This is a genomic window from Bacillus sp. AFS059628, assembly GCF_002571225.1.
Lineage (GTDB): Bacteria > Bacillota > Bacilli > Bacillales > Bacillaceae_G > Bacillus_A.
The window spans coordinates 25994-44024 of record NZ_NVEC01000011.1; the positions used below are offsets into that span (position 1 = coordinate 25994).

Genomic DNA, 18031 nt, shown 5'->3' on the forward strand with positions numbered 1-18031 from the left:
TTACACCCTTTTTATTTTTCATTGAATGCGAATGTCACTGCACTTCACATACTCAAGTACATCTTTTAATGATTGATGAAATTGAATTTCTGGGATCCACCCTAACCTTCTTATATCCTCTATTACTAAACTCTCATTTGATTCGCTCCCACTTTTCTCTGTTTCATCTATAAAAAAATTCAATCGTGTTAATTCCTTATATTGTTCTAGTACATCTAATAAAGATCGTTTCACTCCTGAACCAATATTATATTGCTTTCCATTTATCCCATCTCGTAATAACACATGATACGCTTTAACTGCATCACGTACATCTAAAAAATCCCTACTATCTTTTAAACTGTTTACTTCAATAACAGCTTTACTTCTACCTGATTCTATATCTATCATTTTTTTTGCGAGAATCGAACAAATGCCATTCGATATTCCTGGACCAATTAAATTCGTGGGCTTTGCAATGATAATATTTGAATTCATGAATTCACTCCACGCCTCTGCAATAATGACTTGCATCGTTTTACTTAAACTATATGGATTTGAAATTTTTATGTTGCTCATACAATCTGCTTGCAAAGCAGATCCTATAACCAATGTTCTACAATGAGGTGCTTCTTGCTTAATTGCTTCTAATAAATATAATGTTCCTATTACATTAACCTCTACATATTCAAGAGCAGCTGTCCAAGACTCTATGACCGAATTCCTTCCTGCTAAATGCAATACATAATCTGGCTTTATTTGTTTCATTATCCTCATTACTTCGCTCTTATTAGTTAAATTACAAGTAATACCATTCCCAATGCTTTCTCTATGTGCACGATTTTGAAACATAGGAATTACATGAAAGCCCTGCTCTAAAAAATATTGGCAAGCATGGCGTCCTGTGAAACCATTTGCACCAGTTATTAAAAGGCTCGCATTTTTTTTCATCGTAAAAACCCTCCTTTTAATAACATTTGTTTCACCTCATGTTTTGCAAGTAAGTCTTGTTGAGAACTAAAACTCTTCACATCCACAAGCGGATAGCTAGCATAATATTCTTGAAGCCCTTCTATAGGAATAGTCGGTAGTACCACAAAATAATTTTGATCAAAACTTATACTTGTTTTACTCTCCACCTCAGATAAAAGCATTTCACTTAATTTTTCCCCTGGTCTTATCCCTACTTCTTTTACCTTCACGTTTCCCTTTTTCGAATCTTCAATTAACACTTCTGCTAAATCTGTTATTTTACATGCCGGCATTTTCATAACAAAGATTTCTCCACCTCTCCCCTGATATAAGGCTTTAAATAACAATCCAACAGCATCTTCAATCGTTAAGAAAAATCGAGTCATATTTGCATCGGTAATCCCTACTTGTGAAGATTTTTTGATTTGTTTTTTAAAAAGTGGTACCACGCTTCCGCTCGTCCCCAAAACATTTCCACCACGGACACAAATGAATTTTGTTTTCTTCGTTTGCCTATTCGCATGAACCATTAACTTCTCACCAATTGCTTTTGTCATCCCATACGTATTTGATGGGTCAGCTGCTTTATCCGTTGAAACATATATAACTTTCTCAACTTGCATCTGTATAGATGCTTCAATTACATTTTGCGTACCATTTATATTGGTTTTTATAGCTTCATAAGGATAATACTCACATACTGGAACATGTTTTAAAGCTGCAAGATGGAATACATAATGTACACCTTGGCAAGCATATGCTAGTTGATCTTTATCACGAATATCTCCAATAATAAATTTTAATCTATCATCATTTATAAACTGTTGCTGCATTTCAAACTGAATCGTTTCATTTCTTGAAAAAACCCTAATTTCTTTCGGTGATTTTTCTAATAGTTGTTTTATAAGTTCATGTCCCCACGAACCTGTACCACCAGTAATTAAAATTATTTTATTTAGCATTTCTTTTCCTCCTACCACACCATAAAATTTATTGAATTATTTTCAATTGATTTAAATCATAATCATCGTTTGTTACATTTAATTGACAAAAATAAAAAACAGAAACTATTAAACATAGTTTCTGTTTTTTATTTCACCTTACAACAGTAAGATTTTTTATACTTTTTGCATGATAGCTAAATTCTTGTAAAAAACACCGCTCATTTATTTCTTATACTCGTAATAAAATAAATAGAATGATTCATAACCAGTAATCCTGTTTAATTTTATGAAAAAGGGAGGTAATGGAATGTACCGAAGTAATTCAAACCATACATATAACGGACCTTCCCAAGCCCTGCCTCTCTCCCTATTCGATGTAAAAAATGAATTGAAACAAAAAAGCAAGCTCATTCATTCTGGCACGATGTATAAATTAACGAAAGAGGAGCAAATCATCATCAACAACATAAAAATACAAACAGAACAGCTAAATAAAAATAATGTGACAAGAACACGCGCATACTACCAATTTTACATTCAATATCCAGAAATACATTGGGCACTACTTGGGCATATGGTATCACGTAACGGCGGTTGGAATATGACTGATTTGAAGGGCGATTTATATACGAAAATTTTATCAGAAAAAGAGCAAATCACATTTTTTTCTTTTTTAGAAAGAGGGAATTGGCTTATTTTCCAAGATGTATATCCTCAATTTCTGCTTTATGAACAAAGTGTAAAAAGAGCACAAAAGCTATTTCACCTTCTCCCTCACCTAAATGTTTCTACATTTATGGAAACAATGTGGAACGATTTTTGGAAAACAGGTAACAAAAAAACATTAGCCATTGCAACTATTATTAATGAACAAAACTACTTAGAAAAAAGAGTGATTCAAAATATACAATTTAAAAAGACTGTACTTAATAGTATTGGATTTAAACTCTTTGATTTCTTTCAATTTAATCATATTATTTTCCCATTCTACGAAAATGATAAGAAACACAAAGTATTACTATTGGGTGATACAATGAAACATTTCACTTCCTTACACGAACGAATCTTAATTGGAAAAAGGTTGTATTCATTATTATTTCGAGACACACATGTTTTATCTCAAATAATAAGCTGGGCCCAGCACCATCCGCATACAGGATCAAGGAAAGATTACTGGCCTCATTTATTTTCAAGTGTCAATGAATCTTTTTCCCGTGATTTTTATAAGCGTCGAATAAAGAAATGCCAGTTGCGTAGTGGTGCTTATCGTATATACAGTCCTGCACTCATCTATGCATGGCGAGATATGAAGCATGAAGAAGTTGACAATGAAGATTGGTTTACGGACTGGCAAGTTGTAAATTACTTAGTAGATAAGGAGGAAAATATAAATGGACAAATTACAGAAGACTACTGTAAAACACTCGAAAAAATTGAACTTGCCATTCTTGCAAAGAAAAACGTCCTCCTTCGAGAAGAAGAATGATTTTCTAGCATTAGCAGTTACAATCTTACTCTCTTCTATTATCGGAACTTGCTTAGATGCTTTCTTTGTTGCGAACCAAATCTATTCCTTTCCCGTTAGACCATTCTCATCCATATTTTCAGTTAACATTGGCTTTACTTTGTTTGTACTACCGATTTTAACAACTGTTTTTATACAAATTTCCAAAACATTATCTACAATTTCTAGAAGTCTACTTATTATTTCAATAGGTATTTGTGCTAGCATTTTTGAACAGGTTGCTGAAAGTTTCGGTTTCTTTATTCATAGTATAGATTGGAATCATACATATTCTTTATTCGGCTATATGATTTTCTTTTCTTTTATTTGGAAAGTATATCATTTCATACAAAAATAAAGAGACCATTATAGATCTCTTCCTAAGCATAATCTTCAGTTATTGCTAATGATGTAGGATTTTGAAGACTTTTTGAACGTAAACGATAAGCAACGATTTTCTTCTTATATTGCTTGATTACATCAACATGTTCCTCATGACTATATAGAGAAAATCTAATCTCTTTATTCCCTTTCTTCGTATCAATAACAAGTGGTGTTCCTTCACCATGTGGTGGGAAATAATGTTTATCTAAAAATAAAGCTTCATTAAATTCATGAATAACTTGTCGTTTCATTTCTCCCTCTATATTCTTTCCATCTATCGATATAGAGGTATTCTCTTCCTCAAGTTTTTGATGTAATTCAAATCTACTAATAATTGATTCTACAACAGAAGTCGGCATACTAGAAACAAGTACTTTAATAGCTCCAAAAATAAATAATGTAACTATAAACCATGTTGTCATTTTCATCATCTCCATTATAATTTAAAATATAAATTTCGTTCCATACGGTATGAATATACTAATAAGTATTCCAGTTACAATCATCGTCACCGAACCGATTGTCGCTTCTTTCTCGCCTTCCTTCACGAGACGACTCACACCGATAATATGTGATGCGCAGCCCATTCCTACTCCTTTTCCGATCGTACTTGTTATTCGGAAAAACTTAAGTACTGTTGGTCCGATAATAGCACCTGTTATTCCTGCAACAACTACAAAACTAGAAGTCATAGATGGAATACTCCCTGAATCCACGTACCAACTAAGCTAAATACATATAGCACGCCTACTTGCAGTAAAAGCGCCACGTACTTCATTTCTTTCCCTCATTTCAATATTACGCATCACTATCATGAGATCTCATGTAACGTTTCCGCAAACCTCGTAATTCCCAGTTGAATTTGTTCGACATCTACTCTCCCAAAAGTAAAACGAATATATTCATTTTTAGTACCTAAAACACTTCCCGGGACAAACGCTACACCATTTCGTATAGATTCGCCTAATAAGTGATATTCACCAAATGTTCCTTGCACTTTGCACCATAAATGTATTCCACCCTCTGGAACAAAAAATTCAACCTGGTCCCCTAATATTTCTTCAAGCTTTCTGACTAACACATCTCTTCTTTCTTTCAATTGTCTGCGGAGCATTGTAATATGTGTATGAAAATCTTCTGATTCTAAAAATTGATTTGCCACCCACTGCGTAAATACACTATGGCCAAAATCAACTTGCTGTTTTGCATCCGCTAAACGTTCTATTACACGCGTAGGGCCAATTACCCAGCCAATACGTAATCCTGATGCAACAATTTTTGATAATGAACTTATATAAAGAACATTCCCGTTTTGATCCATTGATTTTAATGTAGGATTCACTTCTCCATTAAATGAAGTTAAACTATACGGATCATCTTCTACAATCGGTATACCAAATTCAGAAGACAGTTCTAAAATCTTTTTACGCCTTGCTAATGACAGCACAGTTCCCGTTGGATTTTGATAATCTGGATTCAAAAATACCATGCGAATACGATGCTTTTTATGCAAATCAATTAAGTCATCTGGATTCATGCCATGCTGATCAACAGGTAGATGGAATATTTTTAAGCCAGCAGATTTAAACATCGGCAATGAAAAACAATACGACGGATCTTCAATTGCAATCGCGTCTCCTGGTTTTAATAAGCATTGCACGATAAGGTTAAGCGCCTGTTGTGCGCCAGATGTAATAAGGATAGAATTTGAATCTGCTTCAATTTGTTTATATTGCTGAACATGTGCTGCAATTGTTTTTCTCAACATTTCATTCCCAAGTGGATGGTCATAACCGAGGTTTTCCATAAATGTTTTCTCCGACAAAATCGTTCGGAATCTATCGCTCGGAATCAATTCTAGTGACAATTCACCACTCGCTAAATTAATTAAGTCGTCTTTTTGTGTTTCCGTTCTAATTTGTTGAACGAGTGGTACGTTAGGTAAGAACGACCCATCCTCGACGTACCTACCCCAGTTTGGTATTCGTTTATGTGAAACACCCCATATGTCTGTATTCACCCGTGTTCCGCTTCCTTTTTGCCGTTCTACTACTCCAAGTGATTTTAATTCTTCATACGCAGCTACTATCGTACTCCTATTCACCTGTAATTCTTTCGCTAACATACGCTCAGAAGGTAACTTACTGTCAGAAGGAAACTCACCTGAAGAAATACCCCTTTCAATATAATCCGCTATTTGTTTATATACAGGCGTCTTATCTGCACGATTTGGTTTCCATTCCACCCTGTTGTCCCCCCTCAAACGAACTATCCCTTAGTCAAGTAATCATAGTATGAATCAGTCACATTTTCTTATCCTTAAATGGATATATCCAAAACGGTTCTTCTTCTAACCATTCGACTGTTTTTGGTACACCATCTTCATACTCTCTTTTCAGTTCCATTACTTTCTTCGCAAATTGAGAGGCATGTACTTGCAATGCTCCCATCATATACAATATTAACCTTTTTCTTTCAAAACGATTAAATCACTACCGCATACCACATTACCCCAACTAGTAGTACGAAAAGAAGGAGAATATAAATAGTTGATAAATTTTTCACATTTCTCTTTGTAGACTTGCCGTAATTCTCCTCCACATTTCGTGCAACTAGCACGGTCCCAAACAGCGATCCAATTACAATAATAACGACTAGTGAAATTGCAAAAATCATTGTATTTTCACCTCTCTACAGACAATCTATTTTAATAATGAACTTCCCCTTTAAAATGTTGATAATATACTACCTTTCTTCTCTTATCATAATAGATGTTTATAAAAAACGGACCAACCACTTTTGTGTTTTTTTGCTCATCCACTTTAACAATAAAAAAGCAACTAATCACTTAGGATCAGTTGCTTTTTTATTGTTAATTATACGCATTTTTCACTTGAAATTAATCCAACTTAAAAGTTTAGTCTTTTCATAATGAAACATCGATTGAAATAACTCGATAATTGTTCCGTTTACAAGATACACTGTATTTTCAATAAGAATCGACGTATGTTATCGCTTCTTACTCTCATCATCTTTATTCTTTTATTAATGACTTATTCGCTCTTATAACTTCTTGATACAATAATGGTGACCACTTTTCATTTATGTAGTCTTGCATTATCCAGCCTACTCTTGCAGGATTCTTTTGTTTTATATAGTTTGCAATTTCAGGATTTATATAAGAGGCGTAGTAATATGGACTATTCCATGCTGTACCACCAGAAGACAAGCTTGTAAAATTAATATATAGATGATTTAAATCCTCACTATTGTTCATCGTTTCATTGATCGTATCTTTAATAGATTTTACTTTCTCATCATAACTCACTTTATATTTATCTTGCACTGTTACATTTACATTTTGATTTACAGTTGTCGTAAATGTCTCATTATCTGGCCAATAAAAATTATTATATCCTCCTTTTTCATTACTACTATACCTTTTTAACAACACAATTTTCCCACGAGCATCTCCAAGTTTTATATTTCCTTCTGTTTTTAAAAAGATAGGATCAACAAAATAATTTTTTTCAAACGTATTACTAAAGGAACCTTCTGCTCCTTTCATATCCTCATACTCTTTTTTTAAAGACATAATAATCGTTTCACTTGGGTTATCTTTTAAAAATTGTTTCGCTTCGTTTATGAATTCATGCAGTGTTACATAAAGATATAATGGCCCATGATGAAGAACTATCGTATTATCATCTGTTAAACGTCCTCTTATATCAAAGATACGAGCTCCATGATCCATTTGGTAACGAAAATCATCTTCTTGCGTCATTCCCCATACTTGCTTAATTGGATTTTGTAATTTGAACGTACCACTATCATGTGTTCCCGGAATTGAAATTCGTGCCAATGAGATGTTATCAGGTATAGGTTGCATCCATTTTGACCAATTTTCAAGCTCATTAACAGAGCTAGCTGCAACAACTCGCTTATCATGTAAAGCAAATAAAGATGTGCTAAATATCATAATGCATATGAATAATTTCAAAATAAAATTATTATTGCTCACTACTATTCCTCCTTTTTCTTTTTCACATCAAACTTATTGAATATAATATAAGTTAGTTCATAAAAAATAAATAACATTTTATTAATATGAAATATTGCATAGAAGTAAAGTTAAAAAAGCATTCATATATACTGAATTAGAAATATTTAAAGGAACTTCATCTGAAGTTCCTTTCGTTTATTTTATGTTCAATACATATGAACCATCTTTATTCTCATACTTATAGACATATAAATAATATTTACCTGGCTTTGCATGATAAGTTCCTTTAACTACACTCCCTTCATTTTCACCATATGCTACATAGTTGTTTAAGTCGGATTCATGATGAAGTACCCATGTCATTCCAATGTTTTGTTCATTTAGTAGAGAAATATTAATATTTTCTGGTGAGTCAATTTGGAAAGTAAATACATCTACCTTATCACGATTATCTAGTTTTCCTTTCATTGGTATATGAAAGGAGACTTTATTTGCCTGTCTGAGTTCATTATTTGCTTCATTTTCTGTTACTTGTAACTCATTCCCACCGTTCGGTTTTCTTCGTTCATATCCTAAATCTACTAGTATAGACTTCAAATCTGGTAAAACACCAATTTTATCTGAAGATGGATCTTTAGATTTCGTTCCAGTGTTACGATTACTTAATATCGTTCTTAATTCACTTGGTCTATATGGTTGTCCTAAATTTTCTTTAGCAATGCTTTGTACTAAAGTCGCTGCTCCTGCGATAATGGGTGAAGCACTAGATGTTCCACTAAAGCTTGAAGTATAAAGATTTACAGCACTTCGACTTTGCTCGGCTGTAGTTGTATCTACATTTTCTCCCCAACCGTACACATCAATCCGACTTCCATAATTTGAAAACCACATACGCTCATGAGGGAAAGAGGAAGAGCCCGCGCCTACCATAATTGCACCTGAATCTTTAAAATCTTTACTATTTCGATTTAAGACTTGTTTACCATTTCTATCTTTAAATTGATCTAAATCATTCCACCCATTTGCTCCAGCTTCTATAATGACAACACCTTTATCTGTACCAGCACGAATCGCATCAAAGATATCTGGTTGTATTTCAACAGGTAAATATTTATCACCATATCCATCAAAGGAAGCTTGTGCCTCTAATAATAAAACATCCCCAGCTTCTAACTGATTTACAGCACTTAATATTGCATCAGCTGTATTATACTGTCCGTTATCTCTTATTTGAGAAATCACTTTCGTTTTCGCTTTTGGCGCAATCCCAATATTCCCAACCTCATTATCCTCAGAGGATACAATCCCTAGTACAGACGTTCCATGTCCAACATGCTGATCTATATTTCTTCCAGACATTAATTCAATATTTTGATGTACTAAATCCTCATGATTTAATAGCCATCCATATTCCATATCAACAAAGGTTATATCACTTCCATTACCACCTTGGACTCCCCAGGCAAAAGGCGCATTAATACCGTATGGTGCCGCATCAAGGTAACCTTGTTTTTTATATCTAGGATTGTTATTAGGATTAAAAGATACACTTAATGGTTGTACTTCCGGTGGCGTTATTTTTTCTTGTTTCTTCACATACACATCTTCTATTAAAGAAGATATCTTTAACTTATCTACTAGTTCTTCTTCCTGCTCACCATTTTGAGTTTGAAGAATATAGTAGTTTGATAAACTTGTAGATACATTATTAGGTGCTTTCACTTCAAGGTTTTGTATTTGTTCTGGGCTTACAGATGTGAATAAACGATTAAATGTTACATCTGGATATTCTGCAAAAAAATCTTCTAGTACTTTATCGTTCGTTTGAGATTGTATTTGTTTTTCAATACCATCTTCATATGGCAATTTCAAATCTGCTCTGAATTTTACAATGATTTGCTTATCTGTTTCTTGTTCTATCCCTAATTTACTCTGTTGTTCTATAGAATCAGCATTTACAATATTGACAGTTTCCCCTATTCCTAAAAATGTTGAAATGATTACAGCTGAAACAGATATTCTTTTAAATATACTCATTACATCACTCCTCTTATTAATAACATTTAATTATTATATTAATCTATTATGATTTTTATATAACATATCCCCTTTCTACTAAATAGATTATAGTAATCAGCAATATGAACTTCAATGTATTTTCATATGCAATATTTCATATTCGGACTCTACACTACATAAATAAGAAGCTTATGATGATTGTTTGTTCCTTATGTGTTAATATACTTACATTAAGATATTAAATATAGGAGTTCTGAACTACATTACTTAACAGTTTCACCTTATTTTTCCTAGGAGGATTTATAATGAAATTATTAAAAATAAAACATATACTCCCTTTATCTGCAGCTGTAATTACATTCGTATGTCATCAAAGTACAGCTGAGGCGTCTACCATTCATACAGTAAAAAAGAATGATACACTTTGGGGCATTAGTAAACAATACGGGGTTTCAATACAATCCATTAAACAGGCTAACAATAAAGGAAACGATCAAACTTTTATTGGTGAACAGTTACATATTCCAGGGTCCACGAATTCAAAGGAAATCACCGTTCGTCAAAACGCACAATCTACGAACATTTCTGAACAAATTATTTATCAAGTACAACAGGGAGATTCATTAGAAACGATAGCAAAGCGTTACAACGTTACCGTTCAATCTATAAAACAAATTAACAATACAATCGGAAACAAGCTTTATACAGGACAACATTTAAAAATTAACTCAAGCATTTCAGAAAAAGAAAAAGACTTAATGGCACGCTTAGTTACCGCTGAAGCAGGTGGCGAATCCTATAAAGGTAAAGTAGCTGTAGCAAAGGTTATACTAAATCGTTTAAACGCAAAAGGTTTTCCAAATACAATAACAGGTGTTATTTATGAACCTATTAAACACGGCTATGCATTTACTCCTGTTACAGATGGAAGAATTAATCATCCTGCAAGCCCAGAAGCAAAAATGGCAGTAGAAGAGGCTATCTCCACAAATGGAATACATTCCGACTGGCTTTATTTCTATAATCCGAAAACATCAACAGACAAATGGATTACGACACGTCAAACAGTAGCAGTAATCGGTAACCACGTCTTCGCTAAATAACGTATAAAAAACAGGCCTTCTCACTTAAAAGGTCTGTTTTTTTATATGTAAGAGTTTATTTACCATATGACATAGTGATCTTTGAAAACTATTTCTTCTTTTAAATAAAGACATTTGTATTTACTTCATCACTCCGAAAAATTAAAGAAGCATCGAGTTCAAAAACTCCCTCTTTATTAATACAAGCTATTTCTTAACTTCATAAAATTGTTATACACTAAAGAAATAAAAACAAACTATTCGTTAGCAGGTGAAAGAATATGTATGATGTTACAATTATCGGCGCTGGAGTAAGTAGCATTTTTATGGCTTATTCACTAGCTAAAAGTAACAAAAAGGTTTTACTTCTTGATAAAGGTAAAGCACTAGAAGATCGTCATTGTCCTTTAGACGAAGGAAAAGTGTGTACTTGTACTACATGTGATAAATATTTTGGGTTTGGCGGTTTAGGAAAATCTGAAGGGAAATTTAATTATACAAACGGATTTGGGGGAGAACTCGAGCAAAAAGTCGGTAAAGAGGGCTTTATACAACTCATGACTGAAGTAGATGAAATTCTATGTCAGTTCGGAGGAAGTTCTGTTTCAAAATATTCTACAGAAAATCCAACTCTCAATAAGAGAGCTAAAGCGTGTGGTTTACAGATGCTAACAACAGAAGTAAGGCACCTTGGTACTACCCTTTCAAGTGACATTTTTCAGCAGCTCTACGAATTTTTACTTACGAAAATAAATATACAATTTCATATAGATGTACATCATATTATGAAACAGAAAGATCATTTTACAATAGAGACAAATGAAGGAACCATTCAATCTAAGCAACTAGTATTTGCAACTGGACGTTCCGGAGCGGATTGGCTAAAAGAAATGTGCACTTCTCTCAATATTTCTCAGGAACAAACTCGTGTAGATTTAGGGATTAGAGTAGAGATGAACGAAAACCAATTACGTTCTATATTAAAAGATACATTTGAGACTAAACTTTCTTATGAGCATGAACACTTCACTGCAACTACGTACTGTATGAATCCGAAAGGACGCATTATTAGAAAGTACGAAGAAGGTTTAGTTATGCCTGACGGTCAAAATTTTCGCGAGAAAGTAACTGGCACACCTAACTTAAATTTCACTTTATTTATCCCGCGCTATTTTTCGACTCTCAAAGAAGCAAATGTATACGCAAGTTCAATTATTAAAAACATTAACCAAGGACGAGATCGGATTGTTATTCAGCGCTTAGAGGACTTACTAAATAAACAACCGACAACAGAGAACAACATGAAACATAACCGTATACATCCTACACTACAAGGAGATTATGGCGATTTGCATGCAGAAATTCCTCCATTATATATTGAAGGGCTTAAAGAGTTTTTATTACGCTTAGAACAATTTATCCAAGAACCGATTGATAAAGATACTTTGTTATATGCAATTGACGGAAAGTTCTATGCTCCTACGATAAAAATCAATAACTTTTTTGAAACAAGTGTACATGGACTATTTTTAGTTGGAGATTGTTCCGGTGTCACTCATTCCTTATCTCAAGCTGCTGCAAGTGGGTTGTATGTTGGAAAATATTTATCTCACATTTAATTTCCATAGTAATAGCTTACTATTTCCCCACAAAGAATCAGGATTTTACGCGATACATATTTAACATAACTATTGACATTCAATTCTAATAAATTGAATGTCAACAGTTTTAAAAACCTCTATTCATTTCACCTTTCATTTGTTCGATATTTTGTAACATCATCATAGTGTTTATTATGTTAGGATGTCTATAAGTATTTTTTACTACAGTCATGACTTTTTCTGCTCTGTTCTAAAAAATAGATTTATGCTTTAAAATTCCCCATTGTACGTATATGAATACTTCATATTATGACCTTTAGAAAGCATAAGCTGAATGGTTAATTATACTCATATAGTTATGAAAATATAATATATAACATAAGTTAAATAAATTGTATAAAGAAGATGTAACAATGAAAAATAAAATTAATTTACAAATGCAAAATATAAGCTTTGTTTTAATAATTGCTTTAGCAGTATGGTTAAAAACATATCTTATTACAAGATTCAGTTTTGATTTAAAAATTGAGTCTTCTACACAAGAGCTTATTTTATTTATTAGCCCACTCGCTACATCATTAGCTTTTGTCGGATTAGCATTATTTGCAACCGGTGAAAAGCGAAATTATATAGCGCTATGTATTAATTTCTTATTAACAATCGTACTCGTTGGGAATGTAATGTTCTATGATTTTTATAGTGATTTCGTAACGTTACCAGTACTTGGACAAACATCAAACTTTGGTCAATTAGGCGGCAGTATTTTAGAAATATTGAACTATAAAATTATACTCGCTTTCGTAGACATTATTTTCTTCTTTATTTTGTTAAAGAAGAAGGCACTAGTCTTCCAAACAGGACGTGTAACTCATCCGGCACGTTTGTTATATTTTCTCTTAACGATTGGTGTATTTTTTGCAAATCTACATCTTGCAGAAAAAGAACGCCCTGAACTGTTAACAAGATCATTTGACCGAGTTATGCTTGTTAAAAATTTAGGACTATACACTCATCAAGTATATGATTTAACACTGCAAGTAAAAGCAGGATCACAAAAGGCACTTGCTGATAGTAGCAAATTACAAGAAACAGAAAACTACGTGAAGGCAAACGAAAGTGAACCGAATCCTAACATGTTTGGTGTAGCGAAAGAAAAAAACGTAATTGTTGTTACTCTTGAATCCTTACAAACCTTTTTAATAGGCACAACAGTGAACGGAGAAGAAGTTACACCATTTTTGAATGAATTCATAAATGAAAGCTATTACTTTGATAACTTTTTCCACCAAACTGGGCAAGGAAAAACATCCGATTCTGAATTTCTAATCGATACGTCGTTGTATCCATTAAATCGAGGAGCTGTATTTTTCACACACGGTAACAATGATTATACTGCGACTCCAGAAATTTTACGTCAGCAAGGTTATTTCACTTCTGTATTCCATGCGAATAATGCAACATTTTGGAATCGTAACATTATGTACTCTGCTCTCGGTTATGATCGTTACTATAATGAACTTGATTACAAAATTACACCTGAAACAAATTTAAATTGGGGCTTAAAAGATATCGAGTACTTTGATCAATCAGTAGATATATTAAAAACTGTTGATCAACCATTTTACGCTCGTTTCCTTACTTTAACAAACCATTATCCATTTACGTATGATGAAGATACAAAATTCATTGAACCATACAACTCTGGTAATGGCGTATTTGATCGTTATATCGTAACAGCACGTTACTTAGACGAATCCATTAAAAAATTTATTGAGCGTTTAAAAGCTGAGGGAATGTATGATGATTCTATTATTGTTTTATATGGTGATCATTATGGCATTTCTGAAAAACATAATCGTGCAATGGCACAGTTTTTAGAAAAAGATCAAATAACAGAATTTGACACTTTAAATTTACAACGTACACCTTTATATATTCATATCCCTGGACAAACAGAAGGTGAAACGATTTCAAAACCTACGGGCCAAATCGATATAAAACCTACTATTCTCAATTTATTAGGGATTGATACTACGAACGATATTCGTTTTGGTCATGATATGTTTTCAGATAAATATACTGGTTTTGTTGTTTTACGTGATGGTAGCTTCGTTACAGACAAGTATGCATATACAAACAATACTTTCTATGACCGCATAACAGGTGAAATTGTAGATTTACCCAAAAATGAAGCACAAGCACTCATTAAGCGTGCACAAAATGAATTACGAATGTCTGACAAAATTATTGAAGGCGATTTATTACGTTTCTCAGAAAGTAATAAAATGAAAACTGGCGAAGTACAAACTAAAATTAAAGAAACAGAAAAATAATGTAAATATGAAAAGGGAGCAACTCATTACAGTTGCTCCCTTTTATTCTCTTCTAACACGTGATGCCATTTCAAATAAAAAATCTCATATATTTTACTTTTATTCTGCACTTGCTTCTAAAGTTACATCTGCATAAGTATAATCATCACCTATATGTAAAATCACTTCACATTGACGTAATCTCAGTTCAAAGAGCATGATAGAGTCATGATAGACTTCAGGATTTGATTTCATCTTATGTAACAGCTCTTGTTTTTCTTGTATTTCTAATTGCATATTTTCTACAGTTTGTTTCAAACAGTTAAATGGATTCCTAAAGAATATATGAATATCTCGCTCTTGTGTGTTTTCAAATAGCTCAAATTGCAAGAAAAATTTCTTCATAATAGAATCCGTTACCTCGGTATAATCTTCATTTTCTACATGCTGTTTGTATTTGTTATACAGCATAGTTTTATTTTTAGGAAGAACTCCAAATAATTTACCGGCACTTTTCAGTAAAAATTGTGCTGGCGTAAATCGACGTAAAATATTTACTTCATCCATTTGTATGCTAGTCGTCATTCTGTCAGCATCTCTGCGCCAATCGTCAAGCACTTTAAAGTCACATTCTAACTGGATTCGATTTTCTCCAAATAAAGAATTAAGTCCTTCACTAAGTTCTTCTAAGTAAGACTGACTTTGAAGGAGCTCATTATGAGAAGTTGCAATCCAATTTTGCATAGAAAGAGCAAGATGAGGTAATACAGTTTGTTCTAAATATTTATGCACTCTTTCATTCATTGCTTTATTTAGTTCCGTATCCATATGACCGAAATCACTTTCTTCACTCATTAAATCAGAACAGCTCTGTAATATCTTCGGTATATTTTCAGTAAGATCATTTGTAATTTCCGTTTTCATTGTACGATATGACTGTGTAATGAAATGAATTTTCTCCCTCTCAAATACAGTAAAATTATTAATACTACCGTTTAGTTTCACTAGCATATCTTCATTCCACTTAATAGCATCCACGAGATTGTTTTCTTTTTCAACGCGTTTATCTAAAAGATATGTGATTGTTTTTCGGATGAAGAACAATAGCTTTTCAGTACGTTCTGCATCAATATTTTTATGATTAAAGTTAAAATGAATAAACTCAGTTAACTCATTTAATTGTTGACTACTTGTATATAACGAAGAATAAGGAAAAATTCTCGCTTGCGGGAAATATGTGTTTATTCTCGCTGCCGTATCTTGTAATACTCTTTTCACTTCTGCTTCACTGTAAATGTTATCTATTTTATTTAATAAGAAATGAATTTGTAAATTTGGTGTATGTTCTTGAATGCTTAATAAAATATCACGCTCTTTATCAGTAAACGGTGAATCCGCATTCAATACAAACAATAATTCATCCACTGAATTTAGATATTCAAATACCTCATCCCTAGTGTCATTATTCCTATTAAATCCAGGTGTAACTACAAATGTAAGTTTATTTTCATTTAAAAATCTACATGGTAATTTAAATTCAACACATGCTCTATCTCTATATGTTTGATGGTGCTGAGACATCATATTATGGTAATCAGAGATATCTTCCGTTGTTGTAATTGCAGAGTCTGTTATGGCGTTAATTTTTGCATGACTATCATTTTTTAAAACTACTACGTTTGAAATTGATTTTTCTACTATATTTTCTCCTAATATCGAGTTAATAAATGTAGTTTTTCCGTTCCCTGAAGTTCCCGTTACTAAAATACGATTTGTGCTTAAATCTGCGAGCTCGCCAACTAACCATCTAAATCGGTGACCCATTTCTATATTATGCTTTTGTGCCCACTCTGTAATAGATTCAAAAAGATGCAAACTATACTCTAAGCCATTCACATGATTAATAGAATATAACAACAGGTTTTCCGCATGTTTTATATTTACTGAATCTATTTTGGATGGGAAGATCTCATCCCATGCCAATACAGCGGCAGATGGAAATACAGCATATGACGGATTAACTACCTTTAGCCAATTTGTTAACAAGTTTGGAATGATATCGTGCAATTGTTTAAGCATATATTGACCTTGAATTAATTCAAAGTACGTTTCTTCGTAAAGAGAAGAAATTTTGTCCCATATATCGGACGACTCTATTTCAATATGTAAGAAAAATTCATTTATTGTGTTAAGCCATAATAAATAATTTTGTTCATTTTTATAACTATTCCAAAGTGATGAAACCAGTTGCGTAAATTGTACTTGATCTACATTATTTAACGTAACTAATACTTCATAGAAATAATCTGGTGAAATATGTTTAGTAAATCTTTTATCGATATATCCTTTTAAAACTTCAAACCACGGATAAGATTCTGTTCGGATTAACTCATTCACAGCAAGCTCTACTGCACTATCAAAATCTTGCTGCTCCTCATAAAAAGAACGGGCAATTTTTGTGACATTTGGATAATCCGGATTTAAAGCAACTGCTTCTTTAATAACAGCGAAAGCAGAGTCAAAATTATTTTGCTCTATGTAAAGAGAAAGTAATTGTAGTCTAATTTCTGTCATCAATATTATATTATCAGTAGTAATGGAAGTATAAACATTTTCAGCAACTGGTAATTGATTAAGCTCGAAATAAGCATCCGCAATATTTTTTTGTGCCCATGGTATTAATTCATTATTAACTTTCTCCCATTTAAAAATAGCTGCTTCAAAATCTTGATGGCGATAATAAAATTCACCTTGTGCAAAACGAATATAAGATCCATCAGAAATCTCATTTCGTTCTTCGTTTACATAAACTTCTCCAAGCACGTCAAGCGGTGGTTTTGTTTCATTCTCCATTAGGAATGTTTCATAATACATCTTTTTTATTAATTGTTTTTCTACTCTCATCTTTTCCCCCACTATATCTTGAAAATACATTTTTAAGATATGTCAATACTTTTTGTATGTATGCTTTTTATCTTAACAAAGAATATCTTTTGGAAAATTTCATTTTCCTTTCATTTTTTAAGTAAGATTGAATTTTTATGAGAAAAGTTTCAGTTTTTTTTCAATTCCCTTTCAGTTATGAAACAGCATTAAATGTTCCTAATAACTTAATAACACTATAACCGCCTGCATTACATTATCAAAAAAAAGCTATATAAACCATATTATAAAAACAATTTATAACGAATATATATGCAAAACTCCCTTCCCTAATAAAGTGAAACTTTA

At 32.5% G+C, this 18031-nt stretch carries 13 protein-coding genes and 4 pseudogenes; 5 read left to right on the top strand and 12 right to left on the bottom strand.

Annotated elements, in window-relative coordinates; all coding sequences use genetic code 11:
* Nucleotides 1–18 precede the first annotated feature (18 nt).
* Nucleotides 19–930 carry an SDR family oxidoreductase gene (locus COL05_RS06215; RefSeq protein ID WP_098667970.1) on the bottom strand — a complete coding sequence of 304 codons (912 nt, stop codon included), beginning with the start codon at nucleotides 928–930 and terminating at the stop codon, nucleotides 19–21.
* Complete coding sequence (locus tag COL05_RS06220) at nucleotides 927–1913, bottom strand: UDP-N-acetylglucosamine 4,6-dehydratase family protein (RefSeq protein ID WP_000932596.1); 987 nt, start codon at nucleotides 1911–1913, stop codon at nucleotides 927–929. Before COL05_RS06220 ends, COL05_RS06215 begins: the two co-directional genes overlap by 4 nt.
* Before the next feature lie 289 nt (nucleotides 1914–2202).
* Between COL05_RS06220 and COL05_RS06225 the strand changes: the two genes are divergently transcribed.
* Nucleotides 2203–3381 carry a DUF2515 domain-containing protein gene (locus COL05_RS06225; protein ID WP_098667971.1) on the top strand — a complete coding sequence of 393 codons (1179 nt, stop codon included), beginning with the start codon at nucleotides 2203–2205 and terminating at the stop codon, nucleotides 3379–3381.
* Nucleotides 3344–3757 (top strand): CBO0543 family protein, encoded by a 414-nt coding sequence (locus COL05_RS06230; RefSeq protein ID WP_142337374.1) that lies wholly within the window; start codon nucleotides 3344–3346, stop codon nucleotides 3755–3757. Before COL05_RS06225 ends, COL05_RS06230 begins: the two co-directional genes overlap by 38 nt.
* 22 nt (nucleotides 3758–3779) lie before the next feature.
* Here COL05_RS06230 and COL05_RS06235 read toward each other — a convergent pair whose 3' ends face one another.
* From COL05_RS06235 to COL05_RS06275, 9 genes and pseudogenes are all read right to left on the bottom strand, one after another.
* Nucleotides 3780–4205: a YfmQ family protein gene (locus COL05_RS06235; protein ID WP_098667972.1), complete on the bottom strand. Its 426-nt coding sequence runs from the start codon at nucleotides 4203–4205 to the stop codon at nucleotides 3780–3782.
* 21 nt (nucleotides 4206–4226) lie between these two features.
* A pseudogene (locus COL05_RS06240) lies at nucleotides 4227–4490 on the bottom strand (LrgB family protein); the annotation flags it as partial.
* Nucleotides 4475–4561: pseudogene (locus tag COL05_RS06245) on the bottom strand (holin); the annotation flags it as partial. The pseudogenes COL05_RS06245 and COL05_RS06240, both read right to left, overlap by 16 nt.
* A 33-nt stretch (nucleotides 4562–4594) precedes the next feature.
* A complete protein-coding gene (gene pdxR, locus COL05_RS06250) occupies nucleotides 4595–6028 on the bottom strand; it encodes a MocR-like pyridoxine biosynthesis transcription factor PdxR (RefSeq protein WP_098667973.1) in 1434 nt (477 codons plus the stop codon).
* 58 nt (nucleotides 6029–6086) lie between these two features.
* A pseudogene (locus COL05_RS06255) lies at nucleotides 6087–6230 on the bottom strand (bacillithiol biosynthesis deacetylase BshB2); the annotation flags it as partial.
* Between the two features lie 37 nt (nucleotides 6231–6267).
* Nucleotides 6268–6459 carry a hypothetical protein gene (locus COL05_RS06260; protein WP_098667974.1) on the bottom strand — a complete coding sequence of 64 codons (192 nt, stop codon included), beginning with the start codon at nucleotides 6457–6459 and terminating at the stop codon, nucleotides 6268–6270.
* A gap of 213 nt (nucleotides 6460–6672) precedes the next feature.
* Nucleotides 6673–6786: pseudogene (locus COL05_RS06265) on the bottom strand (GntR family transcriptional regulator); the annotation flags it as partial.
* A 31-nt stretch (nucleotides 6787–6817) separates the two neighbouring features.
* A complete protein-coding gene (locus COL05_RS06270) occupies nucleotides 6818–7804 on the bottom strand; it encodes a phosphatidylinositol-specific phospholipase C (protein ID WP_098667975.1) in 987 nt (328 codons plus the stop codon).
* Nucleotides 7805–7981: 177 nt separating this feature from the next.
* Nucleotides 7982–9823 carry a S8 family peptidase gene (locus COL05_RS06275; RefSeq protein ID WP_098667976.1) on the bottom strand — a complete coding sequence of 614 codons (1842 nt, stop codon included), beginning with the start codon at nucleotides 9821–9823 and terminating at the stop codon, nucleotides 7982–7984.
* 287 nt (nucleotides 9824–10110) lie between these two features.
* Between COL05_RS06275 and COL05_RS06280 the strand changes: the two genes are divergently transcribed.
* The 3 genes from COL05_RS06280 to COL05_RS06290 all read left to right on the top strand — a co-directional run bounded on the left by COL05_RS06280 (nucleotide 10111) and on the right by COL05_RS06290 (nucleotide 14821).
* Entirely contained in the window at nucleotides 10111–10908 is a 798-nt protein-coding gene (locus COL05_RS06280) for a cell wall hydrolase (protein ID WP_098667977.1), read from the top strand.
* Between the two features lie 260 nt (nucleotides 10909–11168).
* Nucleotides 11169–12506, top strand: a complete 1338-nt coding sequence (locus COL05_RS06285) for an NAD(P)/FAD-dependent oxidoreductase (protein ID WP_098667978.1) — start codon at nucleotides 11169–11171, stop codon at nucleotides 12504–12506.
* Nucleotides 12507–12901: 395 nt separating this feature from the next.
* Complete coding sequence (locus COL05_RS06290; protein WP_098667979.1) at nucleotides 12902–14821, top strand: LTA synthase family protein; 1920 nt, start codon at nucleotides 12902–12904, stop codon at nucleotides 14819–14821.
* A gap of 99 nt (nucleotides 14822–14920) precedes the next feature.
* On the opposite strand, the gene COL05_RS06295 is transcribed toward COL05_RS06290, so the two are convergent.
* A complete protein-coding gene (locus tag COL05_RS06295) occupies nucleotides 14921–17734 on the bottom strand; it encodes a dynamin family protein (RefSeq protein ID WP_142337373.1) in 2814 nt (937 codons plus the stop codon).
* Nucleotides 17735–18031 lie beyond the last annotated feature (297 nt).